Source organism: Streptomyces sp. NPDC048516, assembly GCF_043199875.1.
GTDB lineage: Bacteria > Actinomycetota > Actinomycetes > Streptomycetales > Streptomycetaceae > Streptomyces.
The window spans coordinates 319,266-339,460 of record NZ_JBICWS010000009.1 but is presented as its reverse complement, the minus strand read 5'-3'; the positions used below and the strand labels follow the sequence as shown (position 1 = coordinate 339,460).

Sequence of the window (20,195 nt, the reverse complement as noted above, 5' to 3'; positions counted from 1 at the left end):
CTCACCGTTCGTTGTGGTCGCTGGTGCCGCGAGCGGCGTCTTCGAGTTCGCGCAGGACGTGTTCCTCCACCAGGTCCGCGAGGGCGGCGACCGTGCGGGCGGTCAGCACGTCCCGGGGGGTGAGCTCCACGCCGAAGGTCTCGTTGACCCGGGAGGCGATGTGCAGGCTGCGCAGCGAGTCGCCGCCGAGGGCGAAGAAGTCGTCCTCGGCACCCACGGCCGTCTCCAGTGCCTCGGACCAGACGTCCGCGAGGAATTGCTCGGTGGGGGTGCGCGGGGCGACCTGTGCGGTGGGCTCGTGCAGGTCGGGCCCGGGTGCGGGCAGGGCCGCGCGGTCGGTCTTGCCGTTCTCGGTGAGCGGGAAGCGCTCCAGGACGACGAAGGCCGAGGGGACCATGTGGCCGGGCAGCGTCCGCGCGGCGAAGGCGCGCAGCTCCGCGCCCGCCGGGATCTCGGCGTCCGGTGCGACGAGCAGGTGGGCCACCAGGCGCGGCGTTCCGGGCTCGTCCTCCCGTACGGCCACCACGGCGTCCCGGACGGCCGGATGGCCCGCCAGGGCGGCCTCGACCTCTCCTGCCTCGATCCGGTGCCCGCGCAGCTTCATCTGGTGGTCGGTACGGCCGAGGTAGTGCAGCTCGCCGCGGGCGTCGCGGCGGACCAGGTCGCCGGTGCGGTACATCCTGCCGCCCGGTGCGCCGTACGGGTCGGCGAGGAACCGGGTGGCGGTCAGGCCGGGACGGTGGAGGTAGCCGCGGGCCAGCGAGGGTCCGCTGACCCACAGCTCGCCGGGGACGCCGTCGGCGACCGGTCGCAGCCGCTCGTCGAGCACATAGCTGCGGCTGCCCGCGCGGGAGCGCCCGATAGGGGGCGCGGCGCCGTCGGGCACCAGCGGACCGGACCAGGTGGCGACCACTGTGGTCTCGGTGGGGCCGTAGGAGTTGATCATCCGGTGGTGCGGTGCCCAGCGGGCGACCAGGTCGGCGCCGCAGGCGTCCGCGCCGACGATGAGGGTGCGCAGGTCCGGCAGGGTTCCCGCGGTGGCGGGCGGCACCGTGGCGAGCGCGGCGGGCGGCAGCAGGGTGTGGCTGATGCGTTCCGTGCGCAGCACCTCGGCCAGTTGCCCGCCGAGCAGCGGTCCGGGCGGCGGCACCACGAGAGCGGCGCCGGCCGGCAGCGCCATGCACAGCTCCAGTACGGACGCGTCGAAGCTGGGGGTGGCGAAGGCCAGCACCCGGTCCCCCGGCCGCACGCGGTAGTGATCGGCCTCGGCGGCGGCGAAGGCGGCCAGGCCGCGGTGGGTGACGACCACGCCCTTGGGGGTGCCGGTGGAGCCGGAGGTGTAGATCACGTAGGCCGGGTCGTCGAGGTCGAGCGGGCGGACGCGGTCCCGGTCGGTGGGCCGGGGGGCGGGTGCGGCGTCGTCCCCGGCGGCCAGGAGGTCGTGGACCTCGGCGGCCTCCAGGGTGACGGCCGGGGCGGCGTCGCGCAGCATCAGCGCGATCCGCTCGGCCGGGTACCCGGGATCCACCGGCAGGTAGGCGGCGCCCGTCTTGACGGTGGCGAGCTGGGCGACGACCATGTCGGCCGATCTCGGCAGGACCAGGGCGACGAGGTCGCCGGGGCCGGTCCCCCGGGTGAGGAGGTGGTGTGCGAGGCGGTTGGCCCGCGCCTCCAACTGCGCGAAGGAGAGCCGGAGTTCCGGTGCGCTCACGGCGGGGGCGTCCGGCCGGCGGTCGACCGCCGCCTCGACGAGTGCGGCGAGGGTGGCGGCCGGGACCGGGTCACCGGCCGTCGGGGCACCGCGCCCGGTCAGCCGCTCCCGCTCCTCCGGCGGCAGGATGTCGATCCCGTCCACGGTCGTCGCGCCGCCGGGTTCCGCCAGGGCGCCGAGGGTGTGCACGAGCTGCGCGGCCAGGGAGCGGGCGGTGGACTCCTCGAAGTACCGCGGGTCGTAGCCGAGTTCGACACTCAGCCGGGTGTCGGGCGAGATCACCACGGTGAGCGGGTAGTTGGTGGCTTCCAGGGCGTGCAGATCGCGGACGCTCAGGCCGTGTGCGGTAGCCGCGGTGTCGTTGATCGGGTAGTTCTCGAAGACCACCAGGCTCTCGAACAGCGGCGCCCCGGCGGGCAGTTCGCTCCAGTTGCGCAGGTCGGACAGCGGGACGTGGTCAAAGCCGCGGGCGTCGGCCTGTGCGGACTGCAGAGAGCCCAGCCAGTCCGCCGGGGCCGCGCCGCCGTCCACGTCGCACCGCACCGGCAGGGTGTTGATGAACAGGCCGGTGATGGCGTCGGCGCCGGGCAGGTCGGCGGGCCGGCCGGAGACCGTCGTACCGAAGCACACCTCGCGCTCTCCGCTCCAGCGCGCCAGCAGCAGGCCCCAGACCCCTTGGACGACGGTGTTGAGGGTGAGGTGGTGGCGCCGGGCGAAGTCCTGGAGCGCGGCGCTCTCCCGCTCACCGAGCCGCCGGGAGAGCCAGGTGCCGGCGCGGGTGGGGGCGCCGGGCGCCGGTCGCCGGTCGTAGGGCAGCGGGGTGGGTGCGGTCAGGCCTGCCAGGGCACCGCGCCAGTGCTGTTCGGCCGGGGCGGTGTCGTGGGCGGCGAGCCAGGCGGCGTAGTCCGCGAACGGCCTGCGGTCGGGCAGGTGCGGGGCGGTGCCCCGGGCGAGCGCCGCATGGCAGGAGAAGACGTCCGAGAGGACCTGGAAGACGCTCCAGCCGTCGAGCAGCACATGGTGGAAGGTCCACACGACCCGCACCTCGGCCGGGGAGAGCCGGATGAGGGTGAGCCGCAGCAGCGGTGCCCGGTCGAGGGCGAGCCCGCGGTCCCGGTCCTCGGCGAGCAGCCGCGCCAGTCCGGCGTCGCGCCGCTCCTGCGTCAGCGCGCTCCAGTCGAGCTCGGTGACGGGCAGGGCGACGGAGCGGTGGACGGTCTGCAGGGGCAGCGGCGCCTCGTTCAGGACCACCGCGCTGCGCAGCACGGGGGTGCGGTCGACGACCTGCTGCCAGGCCGCGGCCAGCAGCCGGGGGTCGGTGACGCCGTCCAGGACGAAGGTGGCCTGTTCGACGTAGAGACCCTGGTCGGGTTCGTCGAGCCCGTGGAAGACCATTCCGGTCTGGGTGGGGGTCAGCGGGTAGACATCCGTGACGTCCCGGCCGTCGCCGACGAGCCGGTCGACGGTTTCCTGGTCGAGGCGGACCAGCGGGAAGTCGGAAGGCGTGCGCCCGCCGGCGTCCGGCTCCGCGCAGTGCCGCACGATCTCCCGCAGCTCGGCGGTCATCTCCTCGGCCAGCGCGGCCACGGTGGACCGCAGGTGCAGGTTCGTCGAGTACGACCAGGTGAACTCCAGGCGCTTGTCCGCCACCATGCCGACGATGTCGATCAGTTGCGGCCGGTCGGCCGCCCGGTCCATGTCGCCCTCCAGCGCGCCGTACGGTGCGTGCAGCAGCCCGTCGCCGCCGGACGCGCTCCAGTCCTGCTGGCCCAGGTAGTTGAAGGCGATCTGCGGATCGGCCGGCAGCCCCGGGGCCTTGGGGGTGCGCAGATGGCGCAGCGCGCCGTGTCCCAGGCCGTGCCCGGGCAGCGCCCGCAGGCCCTCCTTGGCGGACTTCAGCGCCGTGGCGATGTCCGCGTGCGGCGGAAGGTCCAGCGCGACCGGGAACATGGTGGTGAACCAGCCGACGGTGCGGGAGAGGTCGATGTCATCGAAGATCTCTTCGCGGCCGTGGCCCTCCAGCCCGATCCGTACCCGGTCGTGCCCGGTCCAGCGGGCCAGCACCCGGCCCAGGGCGCACAGCAGGACGTCGTTGACCCGGGTCCGGTAGACGTCCGGGACGTCCTGGAGCAGCCGGCGGGTCTCCTCGGCCTCCAGGCGGACGGTCACGGTGTCCTCGGAGTCCGCGGAATTGCGGCCCGAGCGGTCGGTGGGCAGCTCCGTGTGCCCCTCCGCACCGCCCCAATAGGCGAGTTCGCCGTCGAAGCCGCCGGCCGCGGTGTGGTCGTGCAGCCGCTGCGCCCAGGCCCGGAAGGAGGTGGTCTTGGGGCCGAGCGCGGCCCGTTCCCCGCAACGCACCCGGCGGTAGGCGGTGTCGAGGTCTTCCAGGATGATGCGCCAGGACACCGCGTCGACGACCAGGTGGTGGGCGGCCAGCACCAGGACCGGGCGGTCCTGGTCGCCCAGGTGGCACAGCGCGGTCTTCAGCAGTGGCCCGCCGGCGAGGTCGAAGCCCGCGCACAGGTCCGCCGTCAGCGCGCGCAGCTCCGCGGCGCGGTCCTGCGGCTCCAGGCGGGCGAGGTCGTGGACCTCCAGGGCGGGGGCCGCACCGGGCGCCGCGGTGTACTGGCGCCGGTGGCCGCCGCCGGTCGTCTCGTACACCGTGCGCAGGGCGTCGTGGTGCTCCAGCACCGCGGCCAGGGCGGCGCGCAGCGCGCCCTCGTCGACCTCGGCGGCCAGTTGGAACGAGAGCGACTGGGTGAAGTGCCCGGGGTTCTCCGGGACGTTGTCGAACAGCCAGTGCTGGACGGGGGTGAGCGGCACCTCGCCCACCACCGGGCCCTGTTCGGCGGTGGACGCCGTGACCGGCAGTTCCGCCGCGGCCGCGGCCAGGGCGGCGACGGTCTGGTGGACGAACAGGTGGCGCGGGGTCAGCGCGAGGCCGGCGCGGCGGGCCGCGGAGACGATCTGGATGCTGAGGATCGAGTCGCCGCCGAGTGCGAAGTAGTTGTCCTCGGCGCCCACCCGGTCCACGCCCAGCACCTCGGCCCAGATACCGGCGAGCGTCTGCTCGGCGTCCGTGCGCGGCGGGACGTAACCGGCGGCCGGGGCGGCCCAGTCGGGCGCCGGCAGGGCACGCCGGTCGAGCTTGCCGGTGGCTCCCAGCGGCAGCCGCTCCAGGGGGACGACGACCGCGGGGACGAGATGGTCGGGCAGGCTCCGGGCCAGGAAGGCACGCACCTCGGCGGGGTCGGCGTCCGCCGCGCCCCGGGTGACCACGTACCCCACCAGGCGTTTGTGGCCGTCGGTCTCGACGACCCGCGCGGCGGCCTCGGCCACCTCGGGGTGCCGGGCCAGCGCGGCCTCGACCTCGCCGAGTTCGATGCGGAAGCCGCGCACCTTGACCTGGTCGTCGCCGCGGCCCAGGTACTCCAACTGTCCGTCGGCATCCCAGCGCACGAGGTCGCCGGTGCGGTACATCCGCTCGCCCGCGGGGCCGAACGGGTCGGCCAGGAAGCGCCTGGCGGTCAGCCCGGGCCGCGCGAAGTAGCCGCGCGCCACACCGGTCCCGGCGAGGTAGAGCTCGCCGGGTACCCCGACGGGGACGGGCCGCAGGTGCGGATCGAGGACATAGGCCCGGGCTCCGGCGACCGGGCTGCCGATCGGCGGCGTGCGGTCGGGATCGGCCGGGTCGCAGTACCAGGCCGTGGCGTAGACGGTGGCCTCGGTGGGGCCGTAGATGTTCGCGACCCGGCAGCCGGGTACGGCGGCGCGGACCTCCCGCACGGTACGGGCCGCAAGACCCTCACCGGCCAGCACCACGGTGTCCGCCGTGACGTGCACGGTGTCCTCGGCGAGCAGCTGGCCCAGGGCGGAGGGGACGGCGCTGAGCAGGCTCGCGGTCCAGGGGGCCGGGCGTTCGGCGAGGGCCAGCAGGTCGCTGACGATCTCGACGCAGCCGCCGGACAGCAGCGGGCTGAAGATCTCGAAGACCGACACATCGAAGTTGAGCGAGGTGGACGCCACGACGTGGGACAGGCCCCGGCCGCCGAACTCGCCGGCCGCCCAGTCGGCCAGTGCGACGACCGACCCGTGGGTGGCCACCACGCCCTTGGGCAGGCCGGTGGAGCCCGAGGTGTGGATGACGTAGGCGGGGTGGGCGGGCAGCAGCGCGCCGGTCCGCTCGCCGTCGCCGATATCGGCGCCGAACTGCCCGGCGAGCCGGTCCGCGGTCCCGGGATCATCGAGCGCGATCCGGGTGGCGGGCCCTTCGGGCAGCCGTCCTGCCAGGGCGGCGGTGGTGAGCACGATGTCCGGCCCGATGTCGTCGAACAGGAAGGAGACCCGCTCGGCCGGGTACTTGGGGTCGACCGGAAGGTAGCCGGCGCCGCTCTTGAGCACGGCCAGCAGGGCCACGATCAGGTCGGCCGTGCGCGGCAGCGCGAGGGCGACGAACCGCTCCGGGCCGGCGCCCGAGGCGATCAGCAGCCGGGCCAGCCGGTTGGCGCGTTCGTTCAGCTCCCGGTAGGTGAGCCGGTCGTCGCCGGCCAGTACGGCGGTGGCGTGCGGGGTGCGGCCCGCCTGCTCCTCGAACACCTGGGGCAGGACGCGCCGCGGCTGTGCGACGGCAGCTCCGCCGAACTCCCGCAGGATGCGCCCGCGTTCGTCCGCGGTGACCAGCGGCAGGTCGCCCAGGCGGCGGTCCGGGTCGGCCGCCATCTCCGTCAGCAGGACCCGCAGGCAGGTGCCCAGCCGCTCGACCGTCGCCGCGTCGAAGGCCGCCGGGTCGTAGTCCAGGGCCACGGTGAGGCGTTCGCCGGGGGCGACGATCACGCTGAGCGGGTAGTTGGTGGGCTCCAGATCGCGTTCCTGCTGGATGCCCAGGCCGTGCCGGGCGAGGGCGTCGCCGTCGAAGGGGTAGTTCTCGAAGACCACGATGCTGTCGAACAGGCCGCTCCCGCGCGGGACTTCGCTCCAGGTCTGGAGCTCGGTCAGGGAGACGAAGTCGTAGCGCCGCGACTCCGACTGGGCGGTCTGCAGGTCGCGCAGCCAGTCCAGCAGCGCGCGGTGCCCATCGACCCGCACCCGGGTGGGGAGGGTGTTGATGAACAGGCCGACCATGGACTCCACCCCGGGCAGCGCGGCGGGCCGGCCGGAGACGGTGGTGCCGAAGACCACGTCGTCGCTGTTGCCGTAGCGGGAGAGCAGCAGGCCCCAGGCGCCCTGCAGCACGGTGTTCATGGTGAGGCCGGCGTGCTGCGCGGTCTCCCGCATACGGGCGGAGTTGGCCTCGTCCAGGGTGACGTGGACCGAGCCCGACGATGAGGCGCGGTGGGCCTCCAGGGGCTTGCGGTCCCGCGGGAGTTCGGTCGGTGAGGTGAATCCGGCCAGCGCGGTACGCCAGTGCCGCTCGGCCTGGGTGCTGTCCTGCTCCGCCAGCCAGCGCAGGTAGCTGCCGAACGGCGGGCGGGCGGGGACCTCGGGCCGGCGGCCCGCGGTGAGCGCCGCGTACCGTTCGCAGATCTCGTCGAAGACCTGGGCCGCGCTCCAGCCGTCGAGCAGGATGTGGTGGAACGTCCACACCAGCCGGACCCGGTCGTCGGACAGCTTGATCAGGGCCAGCCGCATCAGCGGGGCGGCGGCGAGGTCGAGACCGGCCGCCCGGTCCTCGGCGAGCAGGGTGGTCAGCGCCTGCTCGCACGCCTCGGGGGTCCACCCGCACCAGTCGTGGTGGGTGACGGGCACGGTGGCCCGCGTCTGGACGATCTGGAGCGGTTCGGCGGTCTCGGCCCACACCAGGCGGGTGCGCAGCATCGGGTTGGCGTCGGCCGTCTGCTGCCAGGCCGTGGCGAGCGCGGCGGGGTCGGTGACGCCGGAGAGCACCAGCTGGACCTGGTTGAAGTAGGTGTGGGAGTCGGGGTCCATCAGGCTGTGGAACAGCATGCCCGCCTGCATCGGCGTCAGCGGGTAGATGTCCTCCACCGCGCGGCCGTCCGCCGCGACCCGGTCCACGGCCGCCTGGTCGAGGCGGGCGAGCGGGTAGTCGGAGGGGGTGCGGCCGCCGGCGTCCGGTCCTGCGCAGTGCGCGACGATGTCCTCCAGCGCCGTGAGCATGCCGGTGGCCAGCATGGTCACCGTCTCCTCGTGGTGGACCCGGCCGCTGTAGTACCAGGTGAGTTCGAGGCACCGGTCCTCGACCCGGCCCACCACGTCCAGCAGGTGCGGCCGGACGGTCCCGGGCGCGGCGGCGCCGTCCAGTCCGCCGCGTACGGCGCGGATCAGCTCGCCGTCGCCGGACCAGTCGAACCGGCCGAGGTAGTTGAAGCTGATGAGGGGCTGGGGCGTGCCGGTGAGTTCCGCGGCGCCCGCCAGGTGGCGCAGCGCTCCGTGGCCGAGACCCCGGCCGGGTACCGCGCGCAGTTGTTCCTTGACGGACTTGAGCGCCGCGGCCCAGTCGCCGTCCTGGACGTCCAGGGCGACGGGGAACAGGGAGGTGAACCAGCCGACCGTACGGGACAGATCGACGCCCTCGAAGAGGTGGTCCTCGCGGCCGTGTCCCTCCAGGCCGACGGCGACGGTGCGTTCGCCGGTCCAGTCGGCCAGCACCCGGCCGAGCGCGGTGAGCAGCACGTCGTTGATCTGTGTGCGGTAGACGCCGGGCACCTTCTGCAGCAGGTCGCCGGTCCGCCCGCGGTCCAGGCGGACGGTGACCGAGCGCAGGTCGGCGATCGTGTTGGTGCCGTCGGCATCGACGGGCAGCGGGGCAGCGCACTGCTGGGCCACCGCGCTCCAGTGCGCCCGCTCGCCGTCGAAGCCGCCGGACTCGGTGCGGTCGTGCAGCCGGCGGGCCCACTCCTGTACGGAGGTGGTCCGGGCGGGCGGGGCCACCGGGTCACCGTTGCGGGCCTGCCGGTAGGTGCTCTCCAGGTCCTCCAGCAGCACCCGCCAGGAGACCCCGTCGACCGCCAGGTGGTGGACGGTCAGGAACAGCCGCGGCGGCAGGTCGCGGGCGCCGGTGAACAGGCGGGCGGCGAGCAGGGGGCCGGTGTCCAGCCGGAAGCCGGCGTGCGCCTCGGCCATGGCGTCCTCGACCGCGGCGGCGCATTCCGCCTCGTCCCGTCCGGCCAGGTCGTGCACCTGCAGCAGCTGCGGTGCGGTGGCGTCCGGGGCGGGGCAGTGCTGGTGCCAGGTGCCGTCCGCCCGCTGCGCGAAGCGGGCCCGCAGGGCGTCGTGGTGGGCCCACAGGGCGTGCAGCGCCTCGTGCAGCGCCCGCGGGTCGGGCTCCTCGGCCAGTTCGATGACGAGGGACTGGTTGAAGTACCCGGGGCGCTCCGGCCGGGCGTCGAGGAACCAGTGCTGGATCGGGGTGAGGGCGATGTCCCCGGTCACCGGGCCGGTGCCGCTCAGGGGTGCGGCGGCGCCGGTGGCGGCGGCCAGGGCGGCGATGGTGGGGTGGCGGAACAGGTCCCTGGGGGTCAGGGTCAGGCCCGCCCGGCGGGCGCGCGAGACGACCTGGATGCTGAGGATCGAATCGCCGCCCAGCATGAAGAAGTTGTCCTCGACGCCCACCCGGTCGACGCCCAGCAGGGCGCACCAGATCTCCGCGAGGATCCGCTCGGCCTCGGTGCGCGGCGCGCGGTGCTCACCAGCAGTGGCGGCCGACCAGTCGGGGGCGGGCAGCCGGCGCCGGTCCACCTTTCCGTTGCCGGTCAGGGGCAGCGCGTCCAGGGTCACGAACGCGGCGGGGACCAGGTAGTCGGGCAGCTCGGCGGCGAGGTGGGCGCGCAGCTCCCGGGCCTGCGGCACCGTCGCCTCCGGGGCGGGGACGAGGTAGGCGACCAGGCGCTTGCGGCCGCCGTCCTCGGGGACGGCCACCACCGCTTCGGCGACGGCGGCATGGCGGGTGAGCTGGGCCTCGATCTCGGCCGGTTCGACGCGGAAGCCGCGGATCTTGATCTGGTCGTCGGCGCGCCCCACGAAGTGGAGTTCACCGTCGGCGCTCCAGCGCACGATGTCGCCGGTGCGGTACATCCGGCTGCCGGCCGGGCCGAACGGGTCGGCCAGATAGCGTTCGGCGGTCGCGCCGGGGCGGCCGGCGTAGCCGCGGGCGAGCCCGGCGCCGGCGACGTAGAGCTCTCCCGGGATGCCCGGCGGCTGGGGCTGCAGCGCGTCGTCCAGGACGTAGACGCGGGTGTTGTCCAGCGGGCGTCCGATGGGCAGGGCGGCGGGCAGCGGGTCGCCGGAGCAAAAGGCCCGGCGGGTCGCGAAGGTGGTGGTCTCGGTGGGGCCGTAGCCGTCGACCACGGTCAGGTCCGGGCAGGCGTCCAGGACCCGGCGGACCGCGGCGCCCGGCACGGCCTCGCCGCCGGTCCACACCTCCCGGGCGCCCCGCAGGCACGCGGGGTCCTCCTGGGACAGCAGGCGGAACAGCCCGGCGGTCAGCCACAGGCAGGTGACGCCCTGTTCACGGATCGCCCGGCGCACCGTGGTGGCGTCCACGTCGGCCGGCGGGGCGAGGACGGCCCGGCCGCCGCGCAGCAGGGGCACCCACAGTTCGTAGGTGGCCGCGTCGAAGGCCTGCGGGGAGTGCACCAGGACCCGGTCGTGTCCGCCGAAGGCGCGGTCGAAGGCGAGCGCCACGACGTCCCGGTGGCGCACCGCGACCCCCTTGGGGCGGCCGGTGGAGCCGGAGGTGAACATCAGGTAGAGCGCGTTGTCGGGGTGGAGGGCGGGCAGCGGCGCGTCCTGCGGAGCGCGGGTCCCGGCCGGTGCGGCCTCGTCCGTCACCAGCAGGGTGCGCCCGCCGGGTGCCGCCTCGCGGGCGGCCTCCTCCCAGGCGGCGTCGGTGAGCACCAGCTCCGCCGTGGTCTCCGCCAGCACCTGCCGCAGCCGCTCCCGTGGCGCGCGGCCGTCCAGCGGGACGTACACCCCGCCCGCCTTGGCGAGGGCCAGCTGCGCGATGACCAGGGCGGCCGACCGGTCCATGAGGACCCCGACCGGGGACTCCGGACGCACGCCGAGCCCGGTCAGCCGGCGGGCCAACGCGTCGGTACGGGCGTCGAGTTCGCGGTAGGTGAGCCGGGTGTCCCCGGCGTCCAGCGCCATGGCGTCGGGGGTGCGCCGGGCCTGGGCGGCGAACAGCTCGGCGACCGTGCCCCCGGGCAGCGGGGCGGCGGTGTCGTTCCACTCCTCGACCACCTGGCGGCGGCGTGCCGCGCCGAGCACCGGCAGCCGGGCGGGCGGGCGCCCGGCGTCCGCGGCCAGGCCCTCCAGCAGCACGGTGAGGTACTCCCCCATCCGCTCCACGGTGGCCGCGTCGAACAGTTCCGGGTCGTAGCCGAGCCGCAGGGCCAGCTCCTGGCCCGGGTAGGCGACCAGGCTCAGCGGGTAGTTGGTGGTCTCGATGCCGTCGAGGCCGCTCAGCCGCAGTCCGTGCGCGGCGGCGAGGTCGCCGCCGACCGGGTAGTTCTCGAACACCACGATGCTGTCGAAGAGCGGGACCCGCTCGGGCAGGTCACTGAACGCCTTCAGCCGGGCGAGCGGGACGAAGTCGAAGCGCCGGTCCTCGGTCTGGATCTCCTGCACCCGGCGCAGCCAGGCCGTCAGGGTGCCGTCGGCGGGGACCGTCAGCCGGGTCGGTACGGTCGCGATGAACAGGCCGTTCATGGCCTCGACGCCGGGCAGCTCCGGCGGCCGTCCCGACACCGTGGTGCCGAAGACGACCTCCCGGCGCCCCGTCTGACGGGCCAGCAGCAGCGCCCAGGCGCCCTGGACCAGCGTGTTCATGGTCAGGCCCGCGTCCTTGGCCAGGCGGTCCAGGCGCCGGGTGGTGGCGGCGGGCAGCGCGATCCGTACCGCCTCGGTGGACTCCGCGCGGTGGGTCTCGCGGGGCTCACGGTCGTAGGGCAGGGCGGTGGGCTCGCTCCAGCCGTCGAGCCGCATCCGCCAGTGCCGTTCGGCTTCCGCCCAGTCGCGGCCCTGCAGCCAGGCCACATAGTCGCGGAACGGCCGGCGGCTGGGCAGGCCCGCCGCCACGGGCGCGGCACCGTCCGCTGACGCGGTGCCGCGCAGCGCGGCGTGGCAGCAAAAGACATCGGAGAGCACCTGGAACAGGCTCCAGCCGTCGAGCACCAGGTGGTGGAAGGACCACACCACCCGGACCTCGGTGTCGGAGAGCCGGGCCAAGGCCAGGCGCAGCAGCGGGGCACGGTCGAGGTCGATCCCGCGCCGCCGGTCGCGGTCGAGCAGTTCTCGCAGTGCCGTCCGGCGCTCGTCGTCCGGCAGGGCCCGCCAGTCCAGCCGGCTGACCGGCACGGTGACGCCGCGCTCCACCACCAGCAGCGGTTCGGGCACGTCCTGCCAGACGACACGTCCGCGCAGCACCGGGGTGCGGTCCGTGACCTGTTGCCAGGCCGCGGCGAGGGCCTGCGGGTCGGGCACGCCGTCCAGGACGAAGGTGAGCTGCTGGAAGTAGACGCTCTGGTCGTCCTGGGAGAGCCGGTGGAAGAGCATGCCGGCCTGGGTGGGGGTGAGCGGGTGGATGTCCTCGACGGTGCTGCCGTCGCCCACCAGCCGGTCCACGGTGGGCTGGTCGAGCGCGGCCAGCGGGAAGTCGGAGGGGGTGCGGCCGCCGGCTCCGGGCCGGCTGGCGTCCCGGGCGATGTCGCCCAGCTCCCCGGCGAAGTGTCCGGCGAGGCGCGTGACGGTCTCCTCGTGGTGGAGGTTCGCCGAGTAGAACCAGGTGAACTCCAGGGCGTCGCCGTCCAGTCGGCCGACGACCTCCAGGGCGTGCGGGCGCGGCGCGGCGGGGTCGGCGTCCAGCGCCAGTTCGCGGTAGGGGCCGCGGTAGAGGCTGCCGCCACCGCCCGGCGTGCCGAACTGGCCGAGGTAGTTGAAGCTGATGTCCGCGGTCGGGGTGGCGGGCAGGCCTTCCGGCCGGAGCAGGTGCCGCTGGACGCCGTAGCCGAGGCCGCGGCGGGGCACGGCGCGCAACTGCTCCTTGACCGACTTCAGCACGGTGCACCGGTCGGCGTCCCGCGCCACGGTGAGGGCGACCGGGTAGCGGGTGGTGAACCAGCCGACGGTACGGCTCAGGTCCACATCGGGGAACAGCTCCTCCCGGCCGTGGCCCTCCAGGTCGACCGGGACCCGGTCGCGTCCGGTCCACTCCTGCAGCACCCGGCCCAGCGCGCTCAGCAGCACGTCGTTGACCTGGGTACGGAAGGCCCCCGGCAGGGTGTGCAGCACGGCGGCGGTGTCCGCCGGGGTGAGGCGCACGGTCACCGAGCGGGCCGACGCATAGGTGTTGGCGCCGGCGAGGTCGGCCGGCAGCGCCGGGTCACAGGTGCGGGCGAGCGCCGTCCAGTAGTCCGTCTCGTCCTCGAAGCCGCCGGTTCCGGCGTGCCCGGTCAGCCGCTTCGCCCAGTGGCGCAGCGGGGAGGACTTCGGCGGCAGCGCGGCGTCCGCTCCCGCGCACCGTGCGCGGTAGGCCCGGTCCAGGTCCTCCAGCAGCAGCCGCCAGGAGACGCCGTCGACCACCAGGTGGTGGACGGCCAGGTGCAGGACGGGAGGCAGACCGGTGCCCCGGTCGTGGAGCACGGCGCGCAGCAGGGGGCCGCGGCTCAGGTCGAACGGCCCGTGGTGCGGGGCGTCGTCGCCGGGGCCGCTGTGGCGGCGCAGCGCGAATCCGGGTGCGTCGCGGTCGATGTGCTGGTGCCACCGGCCGTCGCCGTCCCGCTCGAAGCGCGAGCGCAGGGCGTCGTGGTGGGCGACCACGTCGTGCAGGGCGGCTTCCAGCGCCGTGGCGTCGAGGCCGTCGGCCAGCTCGACGGACATCGTCTGGGCGAAGTGACCGGCCCGCTCGGGGTCGCTCTCGAACAGCCAGTGCTGAATGGGCGTCAGCGGCGCCGGGCCGGTGGCCTCCGCCTCGGGGTCCGGGCCCGGGGCCGGCTGCCCGGCGGCGTCCACGCACTGCGCGAGGGCGGCGACCGTCTGGTGCCGGTACACGTCGCGCGAGGTGACGGCCAGGCCTGCCTGCCGCGCCTGGGCGACCACCTGGATGCTGAGGATCGAATCGCCGCCCAGCGAGAAGAAGTTGTCGTCGACGCCGACGCGCTCGACCCGCAGCACGTCGGCCCACACGGTGGCGAGCGCCCGTTCGGTGGCGGTGCGCGGCGCGGCGTGGTCCGCCGTACCGGCAGTGGTCCAGTCCGGGTCGGGCAGCCGGCCGCGGTCCAGCTTGCCGTTGGGGTTGAGCGGCATCGCGTCCAGGACGACGACCGTGGCGGGCACCATGTAGTCGGGCACGCTGCGGCCGAGCAGCCGGCGTATCGCGTTCGGGGCGGGCTCTGCCCCGGGGGCCGGGACGACATAGCCGATCAGCCGCTTGTGGCCGCCGCTCTCCCGGGTGGCGGCGGCCGCCTGGGCCACCCCCGCACAGCGCAGCAGCGCCTCCTCGACCTCACCCAGCTCGATACGGAAGCCCCGCACCTTGACCTGCTGGTCGGCCCGGCCCAGGTACTCCAGCTCACCGTCGGTGGTCCAGCGCACCAGGTCGCCGGTGCGGTACATCCGGCTGCCGGGGGCGGTGAAGGGGTCGGCGAGGAACCGGGTGGCGGTCAGGCCGGGACGCCTGAGGTACCCCCGGGCCAGGCCCCCTCCCCCGAGGTACAACTCGCCTGTGACGCCCGGTGGTTGCGGGCGCAGCATGCTGTCCAGGACGTAACAGCGGGTCCGGGCGACGGGCCGGCCGATGGGCGGGGCCTGCTCGGGCGTGTCGTCGTCGGCGAACCATGCCGTGGCGTACACCGTCGCCTCGGTCGGGCCGTAGATGTTGGCGACCTGGGAGGACGGCATCGTCTCGCGGATCTCCCGTACGGTCTGCGCCGGCAGCGCCTCGCCCGCCAGGACCACCGTGTCGGCCGTGACCGTGCCGGTGTCCCGGGTGAGCAGCCGGGAGATCACCGACGGCACCCCGCTGAGGAGACCCGCCTGCCGCGGCGCGGTGCCCGGCCGGTCGGCGAGGGCCGGGAGGTCGGCCACCACTTCGATGCTGCCGCCGGACAGCAGGGGGCAGAGCAGTTCGAAGACGGAGACGTCGAAATTGAGCGAGGTGGAGGCCACCACATGCGTCAGCCGTTCCGGGCCGAACTGTGCTCCCGCCCAGGCCGCCAGATCCGCCACGCTGCGATGCGTGACCACGACGCCTTTGGGACGGCCGGTCGAGCCGGACGTGTAGATGACGTACGCGGGGTGGCAGGGGTCGAGCGGCCGGACCCGTTCGGCGTCGGTGAGATCGTCCTCCGTATGCCCGGCCCACTCGGCCGCGGTCTCCGGGTCGTCCAGCACCAGCCGCTCGGCGCCCCCGGGCAGCGCGCCGGCCGTGTCCCGGGTGGTCAGCACGAGGGCCGGCTCGGCGTCGCTGAGCATGAAGCGGATGCGCTCGGCCGGATAGCCGGGGTCCACCGGCAGGTAGCCCGCACCCGCCTTGAGTACCGCCCACAGGGCGGGGACCAGGTCGGCCGAGCGCGGCAGGGCCAGCGCCACCAGGGTCTCGGGGCCCGCCCCGCGGCGGACCAGCAGCCGGGCCAGGCGGTTGGCGCGCCGGTTCACCTCGTCGTAAGTGAGCTGGGTGTCCCCGCAGAGCACGGCGGTCCGGCCGGGAGTGCGCAGGGTCTGCGCCTCCAGGAGCTCGGGCAGGGTGGTGTCCGGGCCGGCCTGCTGCGGGGCGTTCCAGGCGTCGAGCATGGTGCGCCGCTCGTCGTCGGTCAGCAGCGGCAGTTCGGCGACGGTCCGCTGCGGGCCGTCCGCCATCCCCTCCAGCAGGAGGTGCAGCTGACGGCTCATCCGGGCCACGGTGCCGGCGTCGAACAGGTCGGTGTTGTACTCGACGGTCAGCCCGAAGGACCCGTCGCTGCGCGGCAGGAACTCCAGGACCAGGTCGAAGCGTGCGGCCGGGCGCGGCAGCGGGTGCTCCTCGATCCGTACGCCGCCGGCTTCCTGCGGGTGCACCATGGCGGTCTGCTGGACTACCAGGACCTGCACCAGCGGGGTGCGGCTGGGGTCGCGCCGCGGTGCCAGCTCCTCGACCACCCGGTCGAACGGGACGCCGTCGTGGCTGAAGGCGTCCAGCAGCGTCGCCCGCACGGTGTCCAGGAAGTGGTCGACGGTGGCGGCGGGATCGACGTCGCTGCGCAGCACCAGGGTGTTGACGAAGAAGCCGGTGACCTCCTCCAGTTCCCGGTGGGTGCGCCCGTTGGTGACGGTGCCGAACACGACGTCGCGCTGGCCGGTGTAGCGGGAGAACAGCACCGAGGCCGCCCCGGCGAACAGGGTGAAGAGCGTCGTGCCCTTGGACCGGGCGAGCGCGCCGAGGCGTTCGGCCAGGTCGGCCGGCAGGTCGTGGCGGTGGGCCGCGCCCGCCGTGGTGCGCACCGGCGGGCGGGGGCGGTCCGTGGGCAGGTCCAGCTGCGGCAGACCGGTGAGGTGCCGCTTCCAGTACGCGAGGTCGGCGGCGTCCCGGTCCGGGGCGGGGTGCGCGCGCTCCCACACGGCGAAGTCGGGGTACTGGAGGACCGGTTCTGCCAGGCCGTCCGGGCCGCCGGCCGCCTCGGCGGCGTACAGCGCGGCCAGTTCACGGACCAGCACGCCGACCGACCAGCCGTCGGTGACGATGTGGTGCTGCGCCAGGAGCAGCAGCCGCTCCTCGTCGGCGAGCCGGACCAGCAGGGCCCGGGTGAGGGGGCCCTCGCGCAGGTCGTAGGGGGTCTCCAGCTCCTCGACGAGCAGCCGCTCGGCCGCCGCGTCCCGGCGCTCGGCGGGGAGGGCGCCGAGGTCGGCGGTGCGCAACGGCAGGGAGGCGGTGGTGTCGACGCGTTGCACACCACGGCCGTCCACCGTGGTGAAGGTGGTGCGCAGGGAGTCGTGGCGCGCGGCGAGCCGGTCCAGGGCGCGGCGCAGCGCGGCGGCGTCCAGCGGACCGCCCAGGCGCACCCCGACGCCGGTGTTGTACTCGGTGTCGCCGGCCGTCAGGTCGTCGAGGAACCACAGCCGTTGCTGGGCGCCGGACAGCGGCAGCGGACGGTCGCGCGGGACCGGGGTGATCGGTGTCGCCGGGCCCGTGGTGGCCGGGTCGCCGAGGAGCGGCACCAGTGCGGCGATCGTCCGGGCGGTGAACAGGTCACGCACGGACAGCCGGTCGCCGAACTCTTCACGGATCCGGGACAGCACCCGCACGGCGAGGACGGAGTCCCCGCCGAGTGCGAAGAAGTCGTCCCCGGTGCCGATGGTGGACACCGACAGCACCTTTGACCAGATACCGGCCAGGGTCCGCTCGGTGGGTGTCCGGGGGGCGATGTGGCCGTGTTCCGGGGCGCGGGCCGGTTCGGGTGCGGGGAGCGCCCGGCGGTCGATCTTGTGGTGTGCGGTCAGCGGGAACGCGTCGAGGACGACGACGGCGGAGGGCACCATATGGGCCGGCAGGCTGCGGGAGACCAGGGAGCGCAACTCCGCGGGCTGCGGGGGCCGGACGGGGCCGGCCGGGGTGACGTAGGCGACGAGCCGCTGCCGCCCCGGCTCGTCCTCGCGCACGATGACCACCGCTTCACCGACGCGGGGGTGCCGGGTCAACACCGCCTCGATTTCCCCGGGTTCGATGCGGAAGCCGCGCACCTTGACCTGCCGGTCGGCCCGCCCGAGGAATTCCAGTTCGCCGTCGGCGTGCCGGCGCACCAGGTCCCCGGTGCGGTAGAGCCTGGTGCCGGGCGGTCCGTACGGGTCGGCGACGAAGCGCGCGGCCGTCAGCCCCGGGCGGCCGAGGTAGCCGCGTGCCACCCCGGCGCCGCCCACGTACAGCTCTCCGCCGGCTCCCGCCGGCACCGGCCGCATCGCCGCGTCCAGCACCTGGACCCGGGTGTGCGGCAGCGGCCTGCCGATGGACGGCGTGCCGCCGCCCACGGCCAGCGGCCCGGTCCAGGACGCGACCACCGTGGCCTCGGTGGGGCCGTAGGAGTTGATCAGCCGGCGCCCCGCCGCCCAGCGGTCGGCCAGCTCGGCCGGGCAGGCTTCGGCGCCCACGATCAGGGTCCGCAGGTCGGGCAGGCCGTGGCCGTCCGTCGGGGCGGGCACGGTCGCGAGCGCGGCCGGCGGGATGAGCGCGTGGGTGATGCGGTGGTCCGCCAGGACGTCCGCGAGTTCTTCGCCCAGCCACGGCCCCTCGGGTGGTACGACGAGGGTCGCGCCCGCCAGCAGGGAGATGCACAGCTCCAGGACGGAGGCGTCGAAGCTCGGGGAGGAGAACTGCAGGACGCGGGCGCCCGGCATGACGTCGTACCGGGCGGCGGCCGCCGCGGCGAAGGGGCCCAGACCCGCGTGGGTCACCGTCACCCCCTTGGGGGTGCCGGTGGATCCCGAGGTGTAGATGACGTAGGCGGGGTGCTCCGCGCACAATGGCGCGAGCCGGTCGCCGTCCTGCGGCGCACGGTCAGGACCCGTGGGGGGCCGGGTCTGCGCCAGGTCGTCGATGACCACGGCCGGCCGGGCGTCGGACAGCATCAGGGCGCGGCGTTCGGCGGGGTACGCCGGGTCGACCGGCAGGAAGGCACCGCCGGCTTTGGCCACGGCGAGTTCCGCGATGACGAGTTCGACCGAGCGCGGCAGTACCACGGCCACCGTCCGCTCCGGCCCCACCCCGCGTCCGATGAGGTCGTGGGCGAGGCGATTGGCCAGCCGGTCGACCTCGCGGTAGGACCAGGTCCGCCGGCCGTCCGTCACCGCGGGTGCGTGCGGGGTGCGGGCCACCCATGCGGCGAACAGGTCCCCGAGCGGGGTGCCGGTCCCCGGGCGGACCGGACCGGCCCCGGGGACCGGAGCAACGGTCCGGTCCTGCGGCGATGCGGACTCCGGGGCTGAACTTTCGTGCTGGTCCGTCATGGAGGTCGGTCCTTCTCAGCGGGGACGGGCAGTGCGGCAGGACATCGGGCAGCCCGGAAGAGCGGTCCCGGGCGGGGCGCCGGAGCGTTCGGACGAGCCGGGTGCGAGAGAGCGGGGAGTCGCACCGGCGGGTCCGCGGCAGGCCCGATTCAGGCGGTGACGGTACGGCGGGCCGTGCGGCCGGAGATCTGGACGCGGTCGATGGCGCCGCTGTCCGGATCGCGCACGAAGCGTCCGCCGGGATGGCGGCGGCCGGACGCGGGATCCACCAGGTCACAGGTCAGATCCGGGTAACAGACCAGGGGCGCGGGGGTGTCGCCGTTCACGGTCAGGGTCAGGGAGCCGTCGGCGTCCGCGGCGACCCGGTACTCGACGGTGCCGTTGTGGTAGGTCCCGGCGCACTGGGGAAGAAGTGCGACGGCGCGGCCGCGCTCGGACCGGCGCGCGGCCGAGGGGACCTGCACGCCGGTGATCCGGTCGAGGTCTTCGGCCAGTTCGTGCCACAGAGCGGTGCCGTTGTTGGCGTTGCTGGTGAAGGCGACCACCGTGCCGCTGTCCGGTTCGGCCCGCAGATGGCAGGAGGTGCCCTGGGCGTTGCCGTCGTGGCCGCACCACTGCTGCGCCCCCTGCTGGAAGAGCGCGAGGCCCAGGCCCCATGCGTCCGCGAGGACGCCCGGGGCGGCTCCCGGAACGGGACGGCGCATCTCCTCGGCGGCGTCGGGCGTCAGCACCGTGCGGGGGCCGTGTCCGGTCAGGGTCCGGCCCAGTGCCACCAGGTCGAGCGCGCTCGCCAGCAGGGCACCCGCCGGGGCCTCCACCGGCGCCAGGTTCTGCTGCACCGGAAGCACACGACCCGAGGTCGTGTTCACGGAGTGGCCGCGGGCCACCGGGCGCGTCGGCGCGCGGTCGCCGAGGAAGGCGGGAACGGTGCCCAGGGGCTCCAGGAGCAGCGCCCGCACGGCATCCTGCCACGGCATGCCCGTCACCGCTTCGATCAGCCGGCCGGCGGCGACATACCCGGCGTTGGAGTAGGAGAAGCCGCTGCCGGGCGTGCACACCACGTCCCGGCCGGAACAGTACGAGGACAGGTAGCGGGCGGGGCTCAGCGGCGCCGCGTCGTCCGAGTCGGGCCCGGTCGGGAGTCCCCCGGTGTGGCTGAGCAGCTGGCGCACGGTGAGGTGCGGCGCCCGCCGCAGCTCCGGCACGTGCGTGCCGACGAGATCGGTCAAAGCGAGGTCACCGTCGTCGGCCAGGAGCTGGACGACCGCGGCTGTGTAGGGCTTGGTGACGGAGCCCAGCGGCACCGCCGTGTCCGCGGTGAACATCTCGCCGGTACTGACGTCCGCCTCGCCCGTCTGAACGGTGTATGTCACCGAGTCGACCTGGACGGCGAGTTGGGCCCCCGGCACCTGATGGGTACGCGCGAGCGTGTCCAGGCGCTCTTGTAAGAGGCGTCGTATGTGGGTCGGCTGCCGGCTCGCGACCTGAGCACTCGAAGCATGCGGCATGAGAAAGGAACTCCCGGAACTCGAACTCACGGGGGAATGGCGCGCCT

General features: G+C 74.7%; 2 protein-coding genes. Both read right to left on the bottom strand.

Annotated features, from left to right (window positions below; genetic code table 11):
- Window position 1 precedes the first annotated feature (1 nt).
- Entirely contained in the window at window positions 2–18,640 is an 18,639-nt protein-coding gene (locus tag ACGFR7_RS20525; RefSeq protein WP_393320960.1) for a non-ribosomal peptide synthase/polyketide synthase, read from the bottom strand.
- Between the two features lie 149 nt (window positions 18,641–18,789).
- On the bottom strand, window positions 18,790–20,148 hold the full coding sequence (locus ACGFR7_RS20520; protein WP_393320957.1) for a serine hydrolase domain-containing protein: 1,359 nt from the start codon (window positions 20,146–20,148) through the stop codon (window positions 18,790–18,792).
- Window positions 20,149–20,195: the final 47 nt, after the last annotated feature.